The sequence below is a fragment of the Anatilimnocola aggregata genome, assembly GCF_007747655.1.
Taxonomy (GTDB): Bacteria; Planctomycetota; Planctomycetia; order Pirellulales; family Pirellulaceae; genus Anatilimnocola; species Anatilimnocola aggregata.
Genome location: NZ_CP036274.1, coordinates 4,047,204 through 4,064,509 on the forward strand (window position 1 = coordinate 4,047,204; position 17,306 = coordinate 4,064,509).

A 17,306-nucleotide genomic window follows, 5' to 3' on the forward strand; every position below is an offset into this window, starting at 1 on the left:
TGGATGGATCAGGCGCACTTCGCGACGGCAGCTTTCATTTTTTCGAGGCCGGTCTTCGCGACGACGAGCGCGTCTTGCTTCCAGTACTCAGGGTTGAATAGTTCCAGCGACAACGTGCCGGTGAAGCCGTTAGCAAAGAGTGTTTTCAGAATCGAAGTGAGGGGCGCGACACCATCCCCCGGAAAGACCCGGTCTTTGTCCGCGATGGTTGCCCGCGGGGGATCGGCCGGATAATCATTCATGTGAAAGCAATGAATCGCGTTGCCCGCGACCAATGACAAACCGTGGAATTCACTGCCACCCTTATGCAGGTGATAGACATCGGGCAGGATGCAAGCCGCTGCGTTCTTGCTCTCCACAGCGACCAGCATGGTCTCGCCCAATTTGCTCAGCGTGGTTGAGAAGCCCCAGACTTCGATTTGCGGAATCACTTCCATCGAAACGCCCAGGTCGAGCAACTGGCTGTAGCGCTCGGCTGCTTTAAAGAGGTTGAGATCGGTCTGCTTCGTTGCACCGGCAGGCGGGGCGGCGATGTGCGTGCCGCCAAGCGACTTGATTAGCGCCATATCGGCCTTGGCGACTTCCAGGCCTTTCGCGCGCTGCTCGTCGTTATCGACGATCCACTCGGCAAAACCGATGGCGCTATCGACCTTCAGACCATGATCGGCAATTCGCTTGGCCAGATCTTTGATGCTGCCGCCGTTCATTTCGTACGCTCGGATTTCCCTGATCCAGGGCTCAATCGAATCGTAGCCAGCTTTGGCGGCCAGATCGACTTGCTCGGGCACGCTGAGGTTTTGCCCGCGCACGGTGCTCATATTCAAGCAGTAGCGCAGCGACTTCGGCACTTTTGGTGCATCGGCAATCGCAGCCACCGGAGCGATAACACTGCTGGTGGCCGCACCAGCGGCAACGCAGCCCATCGTTTGCAGCCAGGCTCGCCGGGGTAATTCGAAGGAAGTCATGGGAGTTGCTCACGAGAGGAATGGTCGGGTTCGCTATTCTGGGCAAGGTCTGCGGGCATTGCAATCGGCTGCGATCCGCGCCAGCAGCGCCAGCGACAACTCTGGTAAAATTCGCAGGTTCGGAAAGATCAGCGCTTTCGCCAATTCAGGCGAACATTTGCCGGCTCGCTGCGCCGATGAACAAAGTACGTCCGCTTGCGAATTTGGCTTGCGCCTGGTTTGCCGCGACGCCCACCTGATAGTCTCCCACCTCAACCGCGGCAATTCCTGTTGCTGCTGGCTCTGATTCCCCCCGCGGAGGATCGCATCATGCGCGCACATTTGACGTTCGCCGTCGCCCTGGTTGCGACGGTTGTTCTTTCGATTGGATCCGCGACAGCCCAAGACGGCTGTCAAACTTGCGGTGGCGGTTCGGGCCACTGCGGCGACGCGCACGGTTGCCGGTTGCATCACCACCACAGACACCTGGAAGGTATGGACCGATTCTTTAATTGCGGCTGCAACGGTAGCTACAACTACCCCGTGCCGCCGCTGTACACCTACCATTGGCCAGGGATGTACAAGGCCGTGCGGATGACGGACTATCACAGTGCCTGGCGTTTTCCGGCGATCAAGCCGTTCACCGAAGAGGTGGTGCCAGCTGAAACGATGACGAGCGAAGGAACGCCCAGCGACATCCAGTCGATCTCGGCGGAGTTTCCAGTTCGCTCGTCCGAGCGACGTGTGGGCGAACCAGAATCGCTTAGCAGCAAGTTAAGCCGCAGCTTTCAGTAAGCTGTCGCAACATTCGAGGGTGTCATGAGTCAATTGCCGCTGACACCCTCCGGAATTACTTTGCTTTTTCACGCCGTTCGAGCGCGGCACTAATGCTATCGGCCACTTGTTTGGCCAGATGCTCGTTCCCCAGTTTATTGAAGTGTACCTTGTCGGCCGTTTGCCATTCTTGGGCATTCGGCAGCACCAGCGAGTGCAGATCGTTCACGGCAACGTCGTTCGATTTCATCAGCTCGGCAGCGACAGTATTCAGCTTGGTGAGATCTTCGTAGCGACTTCCCTTGTAGCGCATGATGGGGGTCGTATTGGCAAAAACAATGGTCGCCTTCGTGGCCTGCATCTTTTTGAGGATGGCGGCGAGATTCTCGCGGTACTGCTCCGGCGTATGACGCAGACGCAGGCCTGTCTTGCCCGTTTCGTCGCGAACGAGCGCGCCGGTTGCATCCAGCATATGCGTGTCCCAAATGCCAAAGTTAAAATGGATGACGTCCCACTTTTCCTGCCCCAGCCAGGCATCGATCTTTTTTACGCCGTTGGCTGAGTGCTGGCAGTTTTCTTTGGGGCGACGAACGTCAGCTCGCTCCTTTAGCAGTGCCTTCACCGGCTCGGTGTAACCGAGCGAGATGGAGTCGCCAATGATCAGCACTTTCGGCAGCGCTGGCGCTTGGGCCGAGGTGATTGCCGGTCGACTCCACAGGCCAACGAGCGCAATGGTCAATGAGCAAAGAAAGGTGGGTAGGTGACCGCGTGAACGGGAGAGGGGCATGGAGTGAGTCCTGGGTGTTACTTCTTCGTAGGTTTATCTTCTTCAGTTATTTTGGCAGACTCGGCGGGCTGCTTTTTCTCGTCAGCTTTTGGCTCGGCAGACTTACCTGGTTTCGGAGCAGCCTTTTTAATCACGCTGCTCACAACTTTGCCCACCGCAGCAGTGGTCTTGTCAACATCGGTGGCACTTTGGGTCAGCTCCAGCACATCGGGAATGGTGGTGTATTCGCCCGCGAGCGCCAGGTCGGTTACACCTTTCCAAATGGGCGCAGCCAGTTTGGGATTGTCCTTCGTCCAGGCGAGCCAGGCGAGTTCGGAGTTAGCGTCCTTGGCTTCCAGATAGCGCACCAAGATTTCGGGGTCACCGGTTCGCAGGCCGAGCACGCCTCGCCCAGAAGTAATTGAATGCCAAGTCTTCTTGTTTGCCGCCGGTACGCTCACCAACTTGCTTGTGGCCAGGTGACCAGCCAGATCGTTGGTGATCGGCGAATATTCGATGCCGCGCACCTGCAGCCTGATTAGTGGGATTTCCAAAAAGAAGTATGACCGGCGCTCCAACGATTCGGCACAAATCTCGGTGCCATACACGGAGCCGAACATCCAGACGACCACGGTGGCAGTCAGCCCGAGCGCGAACAGCCCCAGGGTACCCAACAGGATTTTCATCCAGATGGGGGTTGGCTTCCCCTTGCGGACGGTCTTCGGTGCGGAACCAGTGGCCATAGATCACATGCGAGGGGGCAGAAAATGCCGCAACGACCGGCACCGGCCTGCGGACCTGCTCATTCTTTGCCAAATCGGGGGAAGAATCAACGGCTGGAAACCGGCCGCGTATTCTCTGCCTGCACTTTGGTTAGCCGTTGTGAAACATTGCCGGCAGGGTCTATAATCACCGAACTTACGGGCCAACCTTGTGGACCTGCTGATTCCTTGTGAATCAGGGGCGAGGTCAGTGCCCCCTCTACGCCGGTATCGTCAGGAGCGCAAGCAGTGGCATCGGGCAAATATTTTTTCACGAGCGAATCTGTCAGCATGGGCCATCCGGATAAGTTGGCCGACCAAATTTCGGACGGCATTCTGGATGCTATCTTCGCCCAGGATCCGGCCAGCCGCGTTGCTTGCGAAACCCTGGTCACCACCGATTTCTGCTGCCTCGCTGGCGAGATCACGACCAAGGCCAAGGTCGATTTCGAACAAGTGGCCCGCAAGGTCATTCGCGAAGTCGGTTACACCGACGACAAGATCGGCTTCAGTGCCGATACCTGCAAGGTTCACGTCGCCCTGCACAGCCAAAGCCCCGATATCGCCATGGGCGTTGATCGCGACGGCGCTGGCGACCAAGGCCTGATGTTCGGCTATGCCTGCAACGACACGCCCGAACTGATGCCGCTGCCGATCGCCCTGTCGCACCGCATCATCAACCGCCTGACCGAAGCCCGCTTCAAGAAGGAAGTGAATTGGCTTCGTCCGGACAGCAAGAGCCAAGTAACCGTTGAATTCGACGGCGACAAGGCCGTTCGCATCGACGCCGTCGTGGTCTCGACGCAGCACACGCCCGAAGTCAGCAATGCGGAAATCGAAAAGTTCGTGAAGGAACAAGTAATCCTTCCAGAACTCCCCGCCGAACTGAACCAAGGCGATATCAAGTTCTACATCAACCCGACCGGCCGTTTTGAAGTTGGTGGCCCGCACGGTGACTGCGGTCTGACCGGTCGCAAGATCATCGTCGACACCTACGGCGGATGGGGTCGCCACGGTGGTGGTGCGTTCAGCGGTAAGGATCCAACCAAGGTCGATCGTTCGGCTGCTTACATGGCCCGTTACGTGGCCAAGAACATCGTCGCTGCCGGCCTGGCCGACCGCTGCGAAGTTCAACTGGCTTACGCCATCGGCGTCGCAGACCCGGTCAGCGTGCATGTCGATACGCAAGGTACGGGCCGCGTTGACGACGAGAAGATTTGCAAGCTCATCCGCAAGTTCTTCCCGCTCACGCCCAAGGGCATCATCGCCCACCTCGACCTCCGCCGCCCGATCTATCAAAAGACGGCCGCCGGTGGTCACTTCGGCCGCGACGAAGCCAGCTTCAGCTGGGAAAAGACCGACATGGCCGACAAGTTGGCCGAAGCCGCTGGCGTTGCCGTAGCTGCCCGGTAGAGCAAGGGGCTAGGAACTAGAGATTAGGGCCTAGGGAAATACAGAAAACGCGAAAGGGCAGAGAGTAATCTCTGCCCTTTTTCATGTAGTGTGGGCTTTAGCCCACATCGGCGTGTGTATGCAACTGGTGGCCTTTTGGGTCACGAACTGTTTTACGAGACTGATGAACGCCACATCGGCACGCTACGTCGAGCATTGTCTAGCGTTCTATTCACGAGTTGATCTCGCGATTCGGACGGAGTCTGTAAGCTTCCATTTGTGGTCTTCCCGTGCGGCCTCAATTTCTCGGTAGACATTGCCCAGCGGGACGTCCAAAATGGCATCTTCCGCCGGTGTATCTCGCCCCTCTCTCCGTCCGTCATTTTCCAGGCACTTGAATGCTTTACCTTCTGCCTCGATTTGTAGCAGCGGTTGTTCTAGTAAACCTCATGGGGCTGCAGTTGCCTGCTGAGGATTGGCCGCAGTGGCGCTATGATGCGCAGCGGAGCGCCGCTACTCCGCACGAATTGCCAGCGAAATTGACATTGGCTTGGTCGCGCGACCTGCCGGTGCTCCGTCCGGCCTGGCCAGATCAAGTGAAGATGCAATTGGACGCGGCGTATGAGCCGATTGTCGTCGGCCAACGTTTCATTGTGGGCTCTTCTTTTGATGACAGCCTGACTGCTTACGACACGCGGACGGGCGCGGAAGTTTGGCGATTCTTCGCAGATGCTCCGATTCGGTTCGCACCGCTGGCGTGGCAGGACAAAGTCTATTTTGCCGCCGACGATGGCTACCTCTATTGCTTGACTGCCGAAAATGGCGATTTGCAATGGCGCTTTCGCGGCGGCCCGTCCGATCGCAAGGTGCTGGGCAATGAGCGACTCATATCGACGTGGCCCGCACGCGGTGCGCCAGTCTTGGCCGACGGCAAGATTTATTTCGCGGCCGGTATCTGGCCCTTCATGGGAATCTTCGTCCATGCAGTGGACGCCACTAACGGTACTGCCGTTTGGACCGCCGACGGCGATGGCTCGATGTACATCAAGCAGCCCCACAATACCGACTCGTTTGCCGGCGTCGCGCCGCAAGGCCCGCTGGTGGCGATTGGCAACCAGTTGCTCATTCCCGGTGGCCGATCGGTTCCCGCCTGCTACAACCGGACGACGGGAGAGTTTCAATACTATCAGTTGGGCGAGAACGGCAAACGCGGAGGTGGCTCGATGGTCGCCGCCGTCGATCAACTGCTGCTGAATGGCGGCGCAGCTTTCGACCTGAAGACGGAGAAGTATCTTGGCGCGATCAGCGAGCCATTCGCCTTCGCCGCTGGACAACTGTTTGAATCAGCAGGTTCGAGCCTCAAGGTTCACGACGTTAGCAGTTCGAAAGTAGAAATGGTCGATACGGTTGATCGCAAGGGAGTCAAGGCGAAGACCGCGAAATGGACCATGCGTAAGGCCTCTGAAGTCGACTCGCCCAGGTTCACCGCCATGATCAAAGCCGGCTCGCGGCTTTATGGTGGCGGCGAAGGTCAGGTAATTGCCTGCTCTTTACCGCGCGCGGACGAAGAAGAGGTAGCGATCGTCTGGCAAGCAGAAGTCAAGGGAACGATCGCTGGCTTAATAGCTGCTGACGATCGGCTATTTTTCGTTACGCGTGAGGGGCAAATTGCCTGTTTTGCTGAGCCAACGAGTGAAGGTGCGCCTACTCGTCATTTTGCTCTCGAATCGCAGCGGTCAGTGAGTGATGCGGAAGCAGAATCCAAGGCTGCAGAACTGCTCAAATCGGCGGAAACTACCGAAGGTTACGCGCTAGCCTGGGGAGTTGGTTCCGGCGAACTCATCAAGGAAGTCGTGCGGCAGAGTTCATTACGCGTGATTGTCCTGGAAGCTGATGTGGCCAAGGCCCACAAGTTCCGGCAAGAACTGCGCTCGCTTGGTGTTCCCGGCGATCGCCTTTCCGTCATCGTTGCGGATCCACGTGACGCTTCCCTCCCACCTTACTTCGCCAGTTTGGTCGTCGCCGAATCTTTGCCGCAATTCACCAAAGAAGAACAAGCTGCGTTTGTTGAAAAGACTTTCAACGTGCTCCGGCCATACGGTGGCATCGCGTCTTTGTCCATGTCGGCAGCCGAACAGACGGCTTGCGAGAATTTGGTCAAGGAAGCGCAACTCCCCGGTGCCGAAGTGGAAGTTGTCAGCGATTGGCTCCGTATCACGCGCGCCGGTGCGCTGCCTGAGAGTGCCAACTGGACGCACGAACATGCCGACGCGGCGAACTCACGCGTCTCGAAAGACAAGCGAGTGAAGGCCCCCCTCGGTCTACTCTGGTTTGGCGGTTCCACGAACGACGGAATTCTGCCACGGCACGGACATGGTCCGCAGCCGCAGGTGGTCGACGGACGCCTGTTCATTGAGGGTGTCGATATGCTCCGGGCAATGGACATTTACACGGGGCGCATTCTCTGGAATGCATCGCTGCCAGGGATTGGAGCATTGTACAACAACACAGCTCATCAACCTGGCGCGAATGCCAGCGGTACCAACTACATTGCCACGCCTGAAGGCGTTTATGTGGCCTATCGCGATGCTTGCCTGAAGCTTGATCCGGCTACAGGCAAGACAATCGACAAGTTTCAATTGCCACTCTCGCCCAAGACCAAGCGCGCTCCCCTATGGGGCTATCTGAATGTGTACGAGGATTATCTGATTGGGGGCGCTGATCCGGTTTACGATCCGAGTCTCGTAAAGAAGCCGGAGACCGCGAGCAAAACGACAAGCAAGGATTCCGACACGGTCAGTCGTTCTGCCAAAGACAACGACAACTACTCAGCCAGCAACCGCCTCGTGGTTATGAATCGGAAGACGGGCAAAGAGCTCTGGAGTGTGGAAGCTCGGAGTGGCTTTCGGCACAACGGCATCTGTATTGGTGGTGGCAGGCTGTACTGCATCGACCGCCTGTCCGGTCCACAGGTCAATAAACTCAAACGACGCGGGGAGAATCCACCGCATGCACCGAGAATTATCGTCCTCGATCTGCAAACCGGCACCGAATTGTGGACCTCTGAAAATGATGTGTTCGGCACCTGGCTTAGCTATTCGACCGAACACGATATGCTCGTCGAAGCGGGGCGGACGGCCAGCGATACGCTGAGTGACGAGCCGAAAGGAATGCGAGTTTATCGCGGCAAAAGTGGCCAAACTGTCTGGACGAATAAGTCGTACAGTGGTCCTGCCATGATCCATCACGAAACTATCTTAATGGCCGGCAAAGCCTGCAGCTTGCTGACCGGGGATATGAAAATGCGCGAGCATCCCTTGAGTGGTGAATCGGTGGAATGGACCTGGTCGCGCAACTACGGCTGCAATACGCCAATGGCTTCAGAGAACTTGCTCACCTTTCGTTCGGGAGCTGCCGGCTATTTCGACTTATGTAACGATAGCGGCACGGGAAACTTTGGTGGCTTTCGGTCCAGCTGCACCAATAACCTGGTGGTGGCGGGAGGAATTCTGACAGCCCCCGACTACACCCGCACCTGCGTCTGCAGTTATCAGAATCAAACTTCCATTGCTCTCGTTCCGGTCGATGATGCAGAAGTTTGGACGTCGTTTGGCTCACAGACACCGAAACAGCCTGTGCGGCGTGTGGGCATCAATTTCGGTGCGCCAGGTGATCGCAAAGCAGAGGATGGCACGCTATGGCTGGAATATCCCAGCATTGGCGGATCATCGCCGGCGCTCGATATTTCGATCAAGCCTGCCAAGGTGGAGTGGTACCGGCGGCATAGTTCGCAAATTGAAGGCCAGGGACTGAACTGGGTGGTCGCTTCCGGTGTTGAAGGGTTGACCTCGGTGAAAGTGAAGCTGGGAACATCGGCCAAGAGTCCACGGATTTACACCGTGCGGCTCCACTTTGCCGAACTGAACGAAGTACTACCGGGCGAGCGCGCCTTCAGTGTGAGTATGCAAGGGAAAGAAGCGATTGCTTCGGTCGACGTTGTGCGCGATGCTGAAGGTAAGAATCGGTCGGTGGTGAAAGAAGTGAAAGGCGTGCGAGTTGGTGACGATTTGCTCATCGAGTTGACTCCCCATTCGGCGTCGAAGTGGCCAACTCTGCTCAGCGGGATTGAGATTCAGGCGGAAGACTAAACCAATGACAACATATTTCCGCAATTGGCTGCGGTGTTCGCAGTACTTGAAAGTGGCCGCGCTGGCAGCGTTTGGTCTGCTAACGATGGTCGCCCTTGCTCAGGCTTGTAACGTGCCTGTGTTTCGCTTCGCGCTGGAGCGGTGGCGGGCCGATGCGTATCGTGTGACCGTTTTTCATGAGGGGGCACTTTCGCCGGCTGACAAAGCGCTCATCGTCAAACTGGAAGAGCAGCAGGAGAAATCGCTGGCCAATGTGACGGTGCGAACATTGGATGTTGCCGAATTGGATGAGCCTGCCGATCGCGATTTGCTTAAATCGCTGCCTGCAGCAAAGTTTCCTCAGATTGTCATGCAATATCCGGCGGCCTTGAAGATTGATGTGCCGGTTTGGTCGCAGCCGCTCGATTCCACCGCTGTCACGCGGTTGCTGGATTCGCCACTGCGTAAAGACCTGCTCAATCGACTCGTAGACGGCGAAACTGCCGTCTGGTTGCTACTCGAAAGTGGCAATGCTGAGAAAGATGAGCAAGCTGCGACGCTCCTGCAGCAGCAGTTGGCAAAGCTTGGCAAAGAGCTGCAGTTGCCCGAACTCACGGATCTGCCCGATGACAACCTGGTGGCCAAGACTCCGCTGAAGTTGTCATTTTCGATGCTCCGCGTGCCGCGTAGCGAGTCAGAATCGCCACTAGTGCAGATGCTGCTCCGCAGTGAGTCAGACTTGCTCGAGCGATCCGACCCCATGATCTTCCCGGTCTTTGGCCGCGGCCGCGCACTCTTGCCTCTCATTGGGGCCGGCATCACCGCTGATAACATCAAGGGTTCCGCCACGTTCCTCGTGGGTGCCTGCTCTTGCGAGGTGAAGGATCTGAATCCGGGCTTCGACCTGCTGTTGACCGCCGACTGGGATCAGTTGCTATCCAAGGATGGCACGCCACTGCCGATTGTTTCCACTCGTCAAATTGCAGACGGGCCGCCAGAGTTCGTGCCGATTCCGACAGGCAACAAAGCGGCTGTTGACATTGGCCAGTCAGAAGTCGCGGCAATTGCCAGCGATCATCACATCGAGCCAGCGACCACCCCTCGCGGTAACAGCGCCATCTATACGATCATTGCCATCTTTGGAGCGCTGGTCACGTGGATTGTGCTGGTGAATTTCAATCGGAAAAAGCCTGCGGCTGGCTAGCGTCAACTCTGAACTTAGCCATCACTCTTCGTGTGTTCCTGAAAGCGCCATCCACGAGCGATTCTGGTAGCTGCATTGGCAACCGGCCGATGCATCGGGCACTAATACCAGCCCGCCGACGGGCAAAGCGTTGATCCAGCAACCCGGCCGAATGCCGCCGTAGTTTTCGACACCTGAGCCACGTGACAGGTCCAAGTAACCGAGGGTCGCCGAGCGGAAGAGGAGCATGTGTTTGGAACCGGCGAGTTGCCCGCACCCATACGATCGGTTCAGAGCAAAGCCTTGTTCCTTGCCGGTCAGCAAGTCCCACGCTTCGCCCTGTGTGTAAATGATGCGGTCGTTAATCAAAGGTCGAGTCACGTATTTCGCATCCTTCTTCCACATTTCCTGGCCAGTGCTCGCGCGAATTACTGCCAGCTTGCCGCCGATTTCCGAGGGAAGTTTGAAACGCGTCGATTGATAGCCCATCACTAGCGCGTCGTGTTGTGGACTAAGAGCAAGCATCGTTCCAAAGGCATCGCGTTCGCCTTTCCAGACGATTTCGCCGGTGCTGGAATCGAGCGCAACCAGACGTCCTAGCGGCTGCTTCAACGCTGTTACAGCGGGTAGCTTGGCCGACTTGTCGGCGGGGTTCCAGCGGTCTTCGTTGGCGATTGCCCGATCAATCAGAAACACGCGACCATTGCCGATGGCGATGGCGTTGTGCCGGATCGACTCTTCTGCGTCATAGCGCCAGCGGAGCTCGCCGGTTTTGGCATCCAGGGCAAAGAAAGTCGCCGACTCGCCCCATAACTCGCTGACGTCCGCAGCTTTCCAAGCGAAGCGTGCGACGTGCTTGGGGTTAGCCAGTGAGCCGAACAGAAGTTTGCCATCGCAGGCAATGTACCCCCACGAACCAGGTTTGCCATCGCGTTGAGCCGGCGGTTTGAACTCGCCGAGCTTCTTCCCGGTCACAGCGTCGAGCCGATAGCACTGCAATTTGTCGTGAACGAACACGCTGCCCGCGGCAACGCAGAAATTGCTGCCGGTGACCGAAGTTCCTGAAAGATGGTCCGCGTTGTAGGCAGCTTGAATGTTCGGCAGCGGGAATTCCCACAAGTTGCGACCGTTATAGGCATCGACCGCGCGGAGCGCTCCCATTCCTTCCACGAACATGCGGCCATCTTGAAATAGCGGCGCGTGGCCGCGGCCATGTCGCTGAGGCATCTCCAAGTCGACATCGCGGAACCAGAGTGCCTTCAAATCACCTTTGACGATTTCATCGGTCGAACAACTGCTGTTACCCAGATCGGAGTATTGATGCGTCCAACTGCCGGCTTTGGCCAGCGCGGGACGCGTCGCAACTTCCATCGCGCCAAGTTTGCCAGTACACAACATTCCACCCGCAGGTCGAACTTCTCGGGGAAGTTTCTCCAGCGAAGTTCCTAATGAACCGGAGTTCAGCGATGCAGAAGAGACGACTAAGTCGGCAAAGTACTTGCCATAGCGAGCCGTCTCGGCATTGCCTAGATGAACCGTAATTCGCGAGCCGTAAAGGCCATGCGCCGCCAGCTTTGTTCGCAGAGCATTTACTTCTGACTCAGCGGAAGTGAGAGCATAGATTTGCAACTGTGTGCGCTGCGCCAGCGCGATTGCAAGATCTGCGTTGCCGCAATCCAAATCGAGGCAGAAGCCATCTTTCACGCCCGTCCGTTTGATGATCTCGTCCGCAGCATCGCCGGCCAATTGAGCGGCAATTGGCTTGCTCTTGGCGGGCGCGATCTTGGCGGGAGGAGATGTTACGGTGTCCGCAAAGCAATAAACGGTTCCTCGATCGGTACTCACGTAAAGGCAACCATTCGCGGCGGCCAGACCGTAGGGAACTCCATCGACTTCGGCCGACCAAAGTATGGCCTGCGACTTCGCATCAATGGCCGTAACAGAAGTGCCACCACCTGCGACGATCACATTGCCGGCAACAATCAGCGACGCGCTGCCGTCGACATCAGCTACCGACCATTGAACTTCATGATCGAGCGACTTGGTCGGAACGCCTTTGCGATCGGGCGCAGTTTTTTCGACGAGTTTGACAAGTCGCACATCTTTCTTGGTGCCAAAGACCGTTCCAGCTGGCGTGGCTGCGACCATTCCCAGGCCCAGCTTGGCTACGAGCGCACCGGTGGCATTCTGAAACGCTGTACCTCCGTTGTAGAACCTCGAGCCGGCCACAACAGTCTGCGTGCCACCGATGTGCCCGTTCGCTTGCAAGTGATAATAAAGAAAGCTGCCACTGCGGCGGGCAAATCCGGCGGGTACCGCGCGACCTGTGGGAACGATCAACTCGTCGTTCGTGGCGACCAGATAGCCTTGGGCCGACACGCCGCTGTTAGCCATCGCACCTCCGTGGGGCTGAGGCATATAGATCTTGCCCGCCTCATCATTGTGCCACAACACTTTGCCTGTCTCGGCATCGATGGCATACAAGAAAATTCCTTCGGACTGCCAGATGCCCGCCGCGTAATAAACGATGTTGTCGCGAACTACCGGGCCCCCGCGGGCCGGCCAGCGCGAGACCATCCGCCCATTGCCGAGAATCAAATCGTCGGACGGTCCACCACGCCATTTCTGCAGCAGAGTGCCGTCGACGATCGATAGGCAATACAGGTGGCCGTCGTCGCTCACTACAAACGCCCGGTCGCGCCAAATGGCGGGAGCAAAGCGGACTGGCGCATCGGTGAAGAATGTCCAGCGCCGTTGGCCAGTTTTGGCATCCAGCGCAATCACCTGGCAGTCGGTCGAACTCCCGAAGAGGGCAACACCACCGGAGACCACCACGTCGCTGGCACGATCGAACAACATTCGATCATCGCGCGGCCAGGCAGGTGTCGGTGAATGTTTCGGTTGATAAGTCCACGCGAGCGAGAGCTTGGCTGGCAGTGACTCGGCGGTGTAACCGCTGCGCTCGGCATCGCCACGGTACGTTGTCCAATCAGCGCCCTGGATCGGTGCCGTACAGGTCAACAATAGAAGCAGCCAGGCAGATTTGGTCATTAGTTCTTCCTCGCACCGCTCGGTTGGGGAAAGGCATCAAGCGAACAAACCGCCGCATGTGGGGCAGGAAGGACGTCGCATGATTGGGATCGTCTGAAAGCTCATATCGCGCAAGTCGAAAGTCAGGAGTCGCCCGGCCAGCGGCTCGCCCAGTTTGGCGATGAGTTTGATGGCTTCCATGGCTGCCATCGACCCCACTGCGGACGAAACGGCGCTAAACACGGGGAACTCGCGTTTCCAGTTGACTGGTGGTTCGGGATAAATGCAAGTCATGCAGGGAGTACGCCCAGGAATGATGGTCGTCAGGCGTCCTTCGAGTTCGTACATAGCGCAGTCCACTAATGGTTTATGCTGACGAACCGCTTCGCGATTCATCAAGAGCCGCTCGTTGAAGAGCGGGGCGGCACTTACGACTACATCACAACGACCAATCAGCTCCGCCGCGTTCTCTTCGCTGATGTTCGCTGCGACGGTTTCGATTTCGACATGGGGATTCAGTTCTCGCAGACGCCGGCTCGCCGACTCTACACGCGGCTTGCCTAGCCAGTCCGTCGTCATCAACAGCTGGCGATTCAGATCGTTGAGACGCAGTTCGCCGCCGTGAGCCAGGACTAAACGACCGACTCCAGCAGCTGCTAATTGCAAGGCGGCTGTGCCACCGACGCCGCCAATCCGTGATACGAGCACGGTGGCGTCTTTCAAACGGCGTTGCCCCTCTTCGCCAAAATCGGGCACCCAGAGTTGCCACTCGTAGCGTTTTCGCTCGTCGGGAGATAGTTCGGGCAAGTTTGACATGGTGCGAGTGCTTATCCGCCGGCAATCGGTGGTAGGAGTAGCACAACGTCGCCGTCACACAGTTGCACGGAGGAAGCATCCCGCGCGGAGACCGCCGACTCATTCACCACTACCAGCAAGCTGGCGTGTGCCTGGCCTGCATCGCTGAGTAAATGAGGCCGACCGGAATCGTGCCGGTTGGCCAGATGAATGAGCAACGCGGATAGTGGGCTGCCATCGGGCAGGTCGATGACTTCTTCAGCCCGCTTAATGGCGCTGCGAAGTTGCGCGGTGTATTTCACTCGCAGTTTCATCGGTTCAAAGTTCCAACCGGTTCAGGAGTCAAATTGTCCAAATCCGCTAGTGGTCGTTCTTGCAGGTGGCCACTATCGAGCACAAACAGTTTATCAGCTACTTGCCGCGCTTCCGCCCGGCTGTGGGTGACGTGCAATGTTGTGAGGCCAATCTCTGTATGAATGGACCGCAGCAGCGCGCAGAGCCGGTCGCGAGTCTTTTCGTCAAGCGCATTGAACGGTTCATCCATCAGCAGCACCCTCGGCTCGAATGAGATTGCGCGGCCAATGGCTACACGCTGAGCTTCGCCACCGCTTAAATGCTGCACGCTGCGGTCGAGCAGCGGTTCGATGCCAAGTAAGCCGGCGAGCTTAGTGACCCGCTCGCGAATCGCAGCGCGCGACCAGCGTCTCAGTTGCAAAGCAAACTCTAAGTGGCCGCGGACCGAGATGGTAGGAAATAAGGCTAGATCTTGCGGGACATAGCCCACGCCGCGATCGGCGGGCTTCCAGTGAGTAACGTCGTGATCATCCAGCAACACTCGGCCCGCAGCGACTGGCTTTAAGCCGCAGATAACTTCCAACAGCGACGTTTTCCCTCTGCCTGTGCCGCCCATCAATACACCGTAACACCCCTGGGGAACAACTAGATTCACGTTTTGGAGTGTGAATGTTCCGGCCCGCAACGCAAGATTCGCGAGTTCGATCATCGAACCACCTTTGTGCCGAGCAGGCGGACGATGCCGAGCACGATCATCGCAGCCATGACCATCAACAGTGACACCGCGACCGCGGCTTCCAATTGGCCGACGCTTAGTTCGAGAAAAACGGTAGTGGAGAGGACTTCAGTTCGCATACGCGTCGCCCCGGCAAAAACCAATATCGGTCCGAATTCGCCTAACGAGCGGGCCCAAGCAATTGTCAACGCCGCAATCACCCCGCGCCACGCTTGGGGCAATGTCACCAAAAAGAAAGCCTGGCTGCGGCGACAGCCCAGGGTCAAGGCCACTTGCTCGGCGCGGGTATCGATCTGATCGAAGGTCACGCGCATCGTTTGCACGGCGAAGGCGCAGGCGACTGCAAACTGAGCCAACACAACGGCCGGTTCGGCGTAGGTAATGCGGAATCCTAGCCAGCGCTGCGCTTCGCGTTCCAGATTGCTGCCACCAAACGGGAGATGGAACAGAATCAACAAACTAAGTCCAATCACCAGCGGCGGCAGCACGACCGGAATATCGATGATCGTATCGATCAACCAGCGACCGCGAAAAGTGAAACGCGAGAGGATATAGCCCAGCGGCGTGGCAACCCAAACCGACAGTAGTGCAGAGATGGAACAACTGATGAGTGTCAGTCGCACGGCGTGTTGAATTTCTGGTTTGGCAAGTGCTGCCGCAAAGTGCTTGGGCGAAGTGTAAGCCAGGTCGGCCACGAGTAGAGCAACAATGAGCAGCACGTAACTGCCGCCGAGTCCGCCAATCACAGCGAAGAACGGCCAATCGGAGCCGGCCCGATGTGCCTGTTGACGCGCGTCGGGGGGCGATGATACAGCAGCCGCAGCTGGCAACTCACTCATGCGCGGGAGCCTCTGCCGCGAGCCACAGAAAACCCTCTTGGGCAAAGCGATCTTGCGAGGCTTTGGCCCGAATGGCTTGCAGCAAACGCTCGGCGAGTTGCTTGTGGGGTGTATCTTTGGCGATGCCAAACGGTTGGCGAGCAATTGAGCAGGGAATTCCCTTGATGCGAATTGCATCGAGCTGATCCACTGAGCCAGCGGCGTTGCTTAGGTAAGCGACCGCTGCATCCAGCGAGCCGCTACGCATCTGGTTGACGAGCATATCGCCAGTCGGCGTTTGCACGACGACATTCTTCATCACCTGCTCGCGCACCCCCCCTTCATCAAACGTGCGCTGCGTGAGCCAACCCATGGCACATTGCTTTTCGTGACCGATGCCAACTCGCAGCCCGTCTTTCGAGAGATCCTTCAGCGAACTGATTCCCGCGGGGTTGCCCTTTTTTACGAGAATGACGAGTTCGTTTTGCGATATGTCTTGTGGCTCGGGGAATATGCTCTTCACCTGGTTCATGAACTCGACATCGCAGGCAAAGTAGGCATCGGGTACCTGCCCTGCCTTCATCTGAGCGACGAGAATCCCGCAGCCGTTGTAGACTCGGGTCACACGGGCCCCCTCACGCTCTTCGAACTCGGCAATTGTTTGCTCGATTGCGGGGCGAAGCATTGAGCCCGAATAAAGCGTCACCTCGGGTACTTCAGCCCACGCATCTCCCGCCGCCGGTTGAAAGCCAAACTTCTGATAATGCAGCAGTCCTTTGTCGCTGGCCGCCGCGTAACGAGCGAAATGCCGGGCCTGCTTCGCGTTCGAGCTGGCGTTGAGCACTCCGATTGCGACATTCGCTTGAACTGGAGCGAGTTCGGGGAGCGTGACGGCAGTGAGCGAATCGTAATCGTGCAAGACAGCATCAAAGACGATGCCCGCATCGACTGCGCCGGTCTTCACGTCGTTGGCCACTTCGTTCACTGTGGTTTTGTAGACCGTGGTTCGGTCGTGCAATGCGTCCCACAGGCCGCGACTGCTAAGCGACTTGTGCACCATCTTGCCAATCGCCGAAGCTTCGATGCTGGCCTGAGCGATTCGAACCTCGGGTTTAAGCAAGTCTTCCCACTTACTAATCTTGAGCGGGTTTCCTTTCGCAACGGCCACCACCGCTTGCATTTTGCCCAGTGGGTACTCAGCAGCGATCAACTTTCGCTCCTGCGCGGTAACCAGAAAGCTGTCGTCAGCAGGCAGGTACAGGTCGCCGGTACCGGTCACGGCAAGCGATGCGAGCAAAGTTTGCGAAGGGCCGTACTGGATTTCAAGCGGGACTTTGTAATCGCGTTCATAGTCGTGGCGAATGGCTTCGAGCACACTCTTGTTACTTGCGGCACAGTAGACGACCAGAGGTTGCCCACTCTGGCCCTCCGCAGGTTTGCCAGCGGGCTGTTTTGGCGGCAGCAGATTGAACACGAGCAGGACGAGTACAACAGCCGACGCCAAGATGATGGCGAGCGTCCAGTTGATAGAGCCACGCCGCGAACCGAACTTGTTCTGGGCAATCATGGTGGGAATTGATGGGCAGCGGGTCTGGGGACGGGAGAGTAAATTGCAACGACTAGTATGGCTGACAACGCGAGCGAAGTCATCCCGCATCCACCCGACAAAGTGATCGGCTCGGCTAC

The 17,306-nt window shown here is 57.5% G+C and carries 13 protein-coding genes; 4 read left to right on the forward strand and 9 right to left on the reverse strand.

Features of this window, described 5'->3' with window-relative positions:
- Positions 1 to 8: 8 nt before the first annotated feature.
- On the reverse strand, positions 9 to 965 hold the full coding sequence (locus ETAA8_RS15345; RefSeq protein ID WP_145089836.1) for a sugar phosphate isomerase/epimerase family protein: 957 nt from the start codon (positions 963 to 965) through the stop codon (positions 9 to 11).
- Between the two features lie 309 nt (positions 966 to 1,274).
- Here ETAA8_RS15345 and ETAA8_RS15350 point away from each other — a divergent pair, with 309 nt between their 5' ends.
- Positions 1,275 to 1,739 carry a hypothetical protein gene (locus ETAA8_RS15350; protein WP_145089838.1) on the forward strand — a complete coding sequence of 155 codons (465 nt, stop codon included), beginning with the start codon at positions 1,275 to 1,277 and terminating at the stop codon, positions 1,737 to 1,739.
- Between the two features lie 55 nt (positions 1,740 to 1,794).
- On the opposite strand, the gene ETAA8_RS15355 is transcribed toward ETAA8_RS15350, so the two are convergent.
- Both ETAA8_RS15355 and ETAA8_RS15360 read right to left on the reverse strand, forming a co-directional pair.
- Positions 1,795 to 2,505, reverse strand: coding sequence for an SGNH/GDSL hydrolase family protein (locus ETAA8_RS15355; RefSeq protein ID WP_145089841.1), 711 nt, complete (start codon positions 2,503 to 2,505; stop codon positions 1,795 to 1,797).
- 17 nt (positions 2,506 to 2,522) lie between these two features.
- Positions 2,523 to 3,227, reverse strand: coding sequence for a hypothetical protein (locus ETAA8_RS15360; protein ID WP_145089845.1), 705 nt, complete (start codon positions 3,225 to 3,227; stop codon positions 2,523 to 2,525).
- Between the two features lie 267 nt (positions 3,228 to 3,494).
- On the opposite strand from ETAA8_RS15360, the gene metK reads away from it, so the two are divergent.
- From metK to ETAA8_RS15375, 3 genes are all read left to right on the forward strand, one after another.
- Positions 3,495 to 4,658 carry a methionine adenosyltransferase gene (gene metK / locus ETAA8_RS15365; protein ID WP_145089848.1) on the forward strand — a complete coding sequence of 388 codons (1,164 nt, stop codon included), beginning with the start codon at positions 3,495 to 3,497 and terminating at the stop codon, positions 4,656 to 4,658.
- Positions 4,659 to 5,086: 428 nt separating this feature from the next.
- Complete coding sequence (locus ETAA8_RS15370) at positions 5,087 to 8,785, forward strand: outer membrane protein assembly factor BamB family protein (protein WP_202921855.1); 3,699 nt, start codon at positions 5,087 to 5,089, stop codon at positions 8,783 to 8,785.
- A 4-nt stretch (positions 8,786 to 8,789) separates the two neighbouring features.
- A complete protein-coding gene (locus tag ETAA8_RS15375) occupies positions 8,790 to 9,968 on the forward strand; it encodes a hypothetical protein (protein WP_145089853.1) in 1,179 nt (392 codons plus the stop codon).
- Positions 9,969 to 9,989: 21 nt separating this feature from the next.
- Here the strand turns inward: ETAA8_RS15375 and ETAA8_RS15380 are convergent, their stop codons facing one another.
- From ETAA8_RS15380 to ETAA8_RS15405, 6 genes are read right to left on the reverse strand one after another with little or no spacing between them, the layout of a single operon-like run.
- Entirely contained in the window at positions 9,990 to 12,998 is a 3,009-nt protein-coding gene (locus ETAA8_RS15380) for an outer membrane protein assembly factor BamB family protein (RefSeq protein WP_145089856.1), read from the reverse strand.
- Positions 12,999 to 13,034: 36 nt separating this feature from the next.
- Positions 13,035 to 13,793, reverse strand: coding sequence for a HesA/MoeB/ThiF family protein (locus tag ETAA8_RS15385; RefSeq protein ID WP_145089859.1), 759 nt, complete (start codon positions 13,791 to 13,793; stop codon positions 13,035 to 13,037).
- Between the two features lie 11 nt (positions 13,794 to 13,804).
- Positions 13,805 to 14,086 carry a MoaD/ThiS family protein gene (locus ETAA8_RS15390; protein ID WP_145089862.1) on the reverse strand — a complete coding sequence of 94 codons (282 nt, stop codon included), beginning with the start codon at positions 14,084 to 14,086 and terminating at the stop codon, positions 13,805 to 13,807.
- The gene (locus ETAA8_RS15395; protein WP_145089865.1) at positions 14,083 to 14,775 is read right to left on the reverse strand and encodes an ABC transporter ATP-binding protein; all 693 of its coding nucleotides are present in this window, start codon (positions 14,773 to 14,775) and stop codon (positions 14,083 to 14,085) included. The genes ETAA8_RS15390 and ETAA8_RS15395 overlap by 4 nt, the downstream gene beginning before the upstream one ends.
- A complete protein-coding gene (locus tag ETAA8_RS15400; protein WP_145089868.1) occupies positions 14,772 to 15,641 on the reverse strand; it encodes an ABC transporter permease in 870 nt (289 codons plus the stop codon). Before ETAA8_RS15400 ends, ETAA8_RS15395 begins: the two co-directional genes overlap by 4 nt.
- Positions 15,634 to 17,187 carry a substrate-binding domain-containing protein gene (locus tag ETAA8_RS15405; RefSeq protein WP_202921856.1) on the reverse strand — a complete coding sequence of 518 codons (1,554 nt, stop codon included), beginning with the start codon at positions 17,185 to 17,187 and terminating at the stop codon, positions 15,634 to 15,636. Before ETAA8_RS15405 ends, ETAA8_RS15400 begins: the two co-directional genes overlap by 8 nt.
- Between the last annotated feature and the right edge of the window lie 119 nt (positions 17,188 to 17,306).

What these genes read in the sequence shown, in the direction of transcription:
- ETAA8_RS15345 (WP_145089836.1), bottom strand. Translation starts at nt 965, where the DNA reads ATGACTTCCTTCGAATTACCCCGGCGAGCCTGGCTGCAAACGATGGGC.
- ETAA8_RS15350 (WP_145089838.1), top strand. Translation starts at nt 1,275, where the DNA reads ATGCGCGCACATTTGACGTTCGCCGTCGCCCTGGTTGCGACGGTTGTT.
- ETAA8_RS15355 (WP_145089841.1), bottom strand. Translation starts at nt 2,505, where the DNA reads ATGCCCCTCTCCCGTTCACGCGGTCACCTACCCACCTTTCTTTGCTCA.
- ETAA8_RS15360 (WP_145089845.1), bottom strand. Translation starts at nt 3,227, where the DNA reads ATGGCCACTGGTTCCGCACCGAAGACCGTCCGCAAGGGGAAGCCAACC.
- ETAA8_RS15370 (WP_202921855.1), top strand. Translation starts at nt 5,087, where the DNA reads ATGGGGCTGCAGTTGCCTGCTGAGGATTGGCCGCAGTGGCGCTATGAT.
- ETAA8_RS15375 (WP_145089853.1), top strand. Translation starts at nt 8,790, where the DNA reads ATGACAACATATTTCCGCAATTGGCTGCGGTGTTCGCAGTACTTGAAA.
- ETAA8_RS15380 (WP_145089856.1), bottom strand. Translation starts at nt 12,998, where the DNA reads ATGACCAAATCTGCCTGGCTGCTTCTATTGTTGACCTGTACGGCACCG.
- ETAA8_RS15385 (WP_145089859.1), bottom strand. Translation starts at nt 13,793, where the DNA reads ATGTCAAACTTGCCCGAACTATCTCCCGACGAGCGAAAACGCTACGAG.
- ETAA8_RS15390 (WP_145089862.1), bottom strand. Translation starts at nt 14,086, where the DNA reads ATGAAACTGCGAGTGAAATACACCGCGCAACTTCGCAGCGCCATTAAG.
- ETAA8_RS15395 (WP_145089865.1), bottom strand. Translation starts at nt 14,775, where the DNA reads ATGATCGAACTCGCGAATCTTGCGTTGCGGGCCGGAACATTCACACTC.
- ETAA8_RS15400 (WP_145089868.1), bottom strand. Translation starts at nt 15,641, where the DNA reads ATGAGTGAGTTGCCAGCTGCGGCTGCTGTATCATCGCCCCCCGACGCG.
- ETAA8_RS15405 (WP_202921856.1), bottom strand. Translation starts at nt 17,187, where the DNA reads ATGATTGCCCAGAACAAGTTCGGTTCGCGGCGTGGCTCTATCAACTGG.